3 protein-coding genes are annotated in these 3,735 nt (G+C 74.1%); 2 read left to right on the plus strand and 1 reads right to left on the minus strand.

All coding sequences use genetic code 11. From position 1 onward, the window contains the following. Positions 1-943: NAD(P)/FAD-dependent oxidoreductase (locus tag FNH04_RS42875; protein ID WP_152791652.1), on the plus strand; the 943-nt coding region annotated here is incomplete at its 5' end. A 79-nt stretch (positions 944-1,022) separates the two neighbouring features. Here FNH04_RS42875 and FNH04_RS42880 read toward each other — a convergent pair. Beyond that, positions 1,023-2,507 (minus strand): regulator, encoded by a 1,485-nt coding sequence (locus FNH04_RS42880; RefSeq protein WP_152791653.1) that lies wholly within the window; start codon positions 2,505-2,507, stop codon positions 1,023-1,025. 277 nt (positions 2,508-2,784) lie between these two features. On the opposite strand from FNH04_RS42880, the gene lipB reads away from it, so the two are divergent. After that, positions 2,785-3,582 (plus strand): lipoyl(octanoyl) transferase LipB, encoded by a 798-nt coding sequence (lipB, locus tag FNH04_RS42885; protein WP_322725500.1) that lies wholly within the window; start codon positions 2,785-2,787, stop codon positions 3,580-3,582. Positions 3,583-3,735 lie beyond the last annotated feature (153 nt).

Here is a 3,735-nt window from a genome sequence, read left to right on the forward strand (position 1 = left end):
CGGCACCCTCGCGGACCAGTCCCGCCTGGCCACCGCGCTCACCCGGCTCGCCGCCACCTCACCCGCGGACCTCCTCGCCCGCGCCGAGCTCCCCACCGCCCAGTCCCTCCTGGCCCAGGGGTTCCCGGCCCGCACGGTCGACGGGTTCCTGCGGCCCCTGCTCACCGCGCTCCTCTCCGGCCCCGCCCTGCTCACCTCCAGCCGGTGCGCCGACCTGGCTCTGTACTCCTTCGCGGCGGGCCGCCTCTGCCTTTCCGAGGGCGGCGCCGACACGCTCCCGGAGCTCCTCGCCGCCACCCTCCCGCCGGGCACGGTCCGGACGGGCGTACGCGTCACGTCCCTCAGCATCACCTCGGTCACCACCGCCGACCACGGCGAACTGCCCTGCCGTGCCGTCGTGTCGGCCACCGGGGCACGCGCCGCCGCCGAACTCCTCCCCGGGCTGCGCGTCCCGGCCTTCCATCCGGTGACGGTCCTGCACCACGCCACGGAGGAACCCCCGCTCACCGAACCGTCACTGCTCCTGGACTCCGACCGCAGCGGTCCGGTCTCCCATACGGCGGTGGTCAGCCAGGTGGACCCGTCACGGGCCCCCACGGGCCGGGCGCTGATCTCCTCCACGGTGCTGGGTACGCCCCCGGACCCGGCCCATCTCGACGCCACGGTCCGCACCCAGCTCTCCCGCCTCTACGGCACGTCGACGAACCGCTGGGAGCTCCTCGCGGTCCACCACGACCCCGAGGCCGTCCCCGCGACGCCCGCCCCGCACGACCTCCGGCGCCCGGTACGGATGCTGGCCGGTCTGTACGTCTGCGGGGACCATCGGGGCTCGGGCACCGTCCAGGGCGCCCTCCACTCCGCCCGCCGGGCCGCCCACGCGGTCCTCACGGACCTCGGCGCCCGGCCGACCCTCCGCGAGGAGCCCCTCGAAACGGCCGCGTGAGAGGACGTACAAGGGCGCCCGGCCGGACCGTGCACACGGTGCGTACGGCCCGACCGGGCGCCCTTGTCCGCCGTACCCCCTATCCGAGCGCCGCCACCCGGTCCCGGTATCCCCTCACCGGTGCCGCGTCCCGGTACGGCTCCAGCCGGCGCTCGAAGTCGCGTACGTACTCGACGGCCCGGACCGAGCGCATCTCCGCCGCCTGTCCCGCGGCCTCCGCGCCCAGCTGGCAGGCCTGCTCCAGCTCGCCGAGCCCGAGGCGGGCCGAGGCGAGGACGACACGGCAGAAGAGCCGGCTGCGGGCGTAGCCGGGCGCCCTCAGCTGCAGGGAGCGCTCGGCGTGCTGGGCCGCGGCCCGGTACTGCTGGAGGTCGCGGTGGCAGTGCCCGAACTCGTCGGCGAGCTGGGCCTCGTCGAAGAACCGCGCCCAGTACGGCACCTCGTCCTCGGGCCGGGCCGACTCCAGGGCCCGCTCGGCCCGGACCAGCGCGGCCGTGCAGGCCCTCACCTCGCCGAGCACGCCCTGCCCGCGCGCCTCGACGGCGTGCAGCATCGCCTGGACCACGGACGGCGCGGACGACCCGACGCCCTGCTGGGCCACACGTGCCAGCTGCACGGCCTCCCGCCCGTGCCCGAGGTAGACCGCCTGGCGGCTCATCGTCACCAGCACATACGCCCCGTACAGCCGGTCCCCGGCCGCCTGCGCGAGCCTCAGCGCCTGGACGAAGTACCGCTGGGCGAGTCCATGGGCGGCGATGTCGTACGAGGTCCAGCCGGCGAGGCGGGTGAGGTCCGCGGCGGCCGCGAAGAGACGGCGGCCGGTCTGCTCGCCGTACGTACCGCGCAGCATCGGCTCGGCCTCGTGCTCCAGGTAGCGGACGAGGGCCTGGCGGGCGTGGCCTCCGCCGTAGGCGTGGTCCAGGGCCCGGAACAGCTCCCCCACCGAGCGGAGGGCGGCGATGTCCCCCGGGGTGACCCGCTGGCCGGCGTTCCGCTCGGTGTGGTTGCGCCGGGGCGGGGGTGCCGCCTGTTCGAGCGGGGACGGGGCGCCCGGCGGTTTGAGGGCGGCGGGGCGGCCCTGCGCGGGAATGCGGCGGACGCCCGTCTCCCCGCGGCCGACCGAGTCGTCGGCGCGGCCGATGAGCCAGTCGCGGCTGGGCACCACGAGCCCGGCCGGGGTGAACGCGATCTTGCGCAGCTCGGCGTGGCTGCCGGAGTCCTTGCGCCACAGCCCGCTGACGATGTCGATGGCCTCATCGGGACCGGCGGCGAACTCCAGGCCCGCGTAGACGGGCGCGCAGGCGTCGAGGCCGAGGTCCTGGGCGGTGAGCCGACGGCCGAGGCGGCGCGTGAAGACCTCGGCGATCAGGGCGGGCGTGGTACCCCGTGGCTGCTGGCCGCGCAGCCACCGGGTGACCGACGTCTTGTCGTATCTGAGGTCGAGTCCGTGTTCCAGACCGAGCTGGTCCACACGACGCGCTAGTCCCGCGTTGGAGAACCCCGCTTCTGCGATGAGGGCGGCGAGCTGGCGGTTGGGGGTGCGCTGCGCGGGTCGTTCCGTCATCTGCGGTGCGGTCTCCTGCCTTCCCGGTCTTCGGCGAGGTGCCCGGATTGCCTGTGAGCAGCCCTTATGACTGCCTGAACGGCGCGAATGTAGCTGGGAGTGAGCGGCCGATTGCCGACTTCGCCCTGCATTCATCCGATCGTGTGAGGATTGGCCGCCCGGCTGACGCGGATCGGGCGGGCGTACAGTGGCGTGGGCGCGTTACGCGCGTGACGTGCCTGACGACGGGTCGACGGGGACTACGGGACGGGACGACGGACGCATGGAGGCGCTTGCCGTGAGTGGGCTGCGGTTCGTCCGCATGGGATTCGGGGCCGAGCGGGTCGAGTACCGGGAGGCGTGGGACGAGCAGCGCCGGGTGCACGCGGCGCGGTTCGCCGACGAGGTGCCCGACACCGTGCTGCTGCTGGAGCATCCGCCGGTCTACACGGCGGGCCGGCGCACGGCCGACAACGAGCGTCCCCTCGACGGCACGCCCGTCGTGGACGTGGACCGCGGCGGCAAGATCACCTGGCACGGTCCGGGACAGCTCGTCGGCTACCCCATCCAGAAGCTTCCGCGCCCGGTGGACGTCGTGGCGCACGTGCGGCGGCTCGAGGAGGCCCTGATCCGTACGTGTGCGGAGTTCGGCCTGGAGACCACGCGGGTCGAGGGCCGCAGCGGGGTGTGGGTCCTCGGCGACCCCGTGGACCGGCGGCCGTCGGTGGGGGGCCTCTCCCTGGACTTCGACCCGCGCCTGCAGGACGACGAGTTCGATCCGCGCCTCAACGGGCCCGAGTACGCGCCCTCCAACGCCGGTCAGCGGCGTGAGGACCGCAAGATCGCCGCGATCGGGATACGCGTGGCGAAGGGCGTCACGATGCACGGCTTCGCGCTCAACGTGAACCCGGACAACGCGTGGTTCGACCGCATCATCCCGTGCGGTATCCGGGACGCGGGGGTGACGTCACTGGCGAACGAGCTGGGGCGGGATGTGACGATCGCGGATGCCCTGCCGGTGGTGGAGCGGCATCTGCGGGAGGTGATGGAGAACGCGGAGCTGCGGCCGCGGCGGGTGGAACGCGCACCGGCGTAACGATTTCGCGGGCCGGGCTGGGATGTGCACGCCCGGGCTGGATTCCTCCGGACCAGGGCCAGGCTTTTCAGGGGCGCGAGGAACTGCGCGACCAGCCCCCACCCACCCGCAGACAACAAACCCACTCCCGACCCCCCGGCCGCCAGGCCGAAC

Source organism: Streptomyces phyllanthi, assembly GCF_009377205.1.
In the GTDB taxonomy this organism is placed as follows: domain Bacteria; phylum Actinomycetota; class Actinomycetes; order Streptomycetales; family Streptomycetaceae; genus Streptomyces; species Streptomyces phyllanthi.